The 568-nt window shown below is 68.3% G+C and carries 1 pseudogene; it reads right to left on the bottom strand.

The features are described from left to right. Positions 1 to 149 precede the first annotated feature (149 nt). Positions 150 to 568: pseudogene (gene fusA / locus DBV35_RS29145) on the bottom strand (elongation factor G); the annotation flags it as partial.

Here is a 568-nt window from a genome sequence, read left to right on the forward strand (position 1 = left end):
CACTGCTGGGTCCTCCTGGACTCGTGTCTGTACTCCGCCGTGCTGACGGCAGGTCTGTGGGTGTCGGATGGTGCGGGCCGCGGACCTTACCGATCCGCGGACCACACCCTCCGAGCAGGTCGGGCACTGGGGCCCGCCCCGGGGAGCTCTTACTCGCCCGTGGCCTTCGCGATGATCTCCTTCGCCACGTTCGCCGGAACCTCGGCGTAGGAGTCGAAGACCATCGTGTAGTTCGCCCGGCCCTGGGTCCGCGACCGCAGGTCGCCGACGTAGCCGAACATCTCGGACAGCGGCACGGTCGCCTTCACGACACGGGCACCGGCCCGCTCCTCCATGGCCTGGATCTGGCCGCGGCGGGAGTTCAGGTCGCCGATGACGTCACCCATGTAGTCCTCGGGCGTCATCACCTCGACGGCCATCATCGGCTCGAGGATGGCGGGGCTCGCCTTGCGGGCCGCCTCCTTGAACGCCATCGAACCGGCGACCTTGAAGGCCATCTCCGAGGAGTCGACCTCGTGGTACTGACCGTCCAGCAGCGTGAGCTTCACACCGACGACGGGGCAGCCGG

The sequence above is a fragment of the Acuticoccus kandeliae genome (assembly GCF_003073115.1).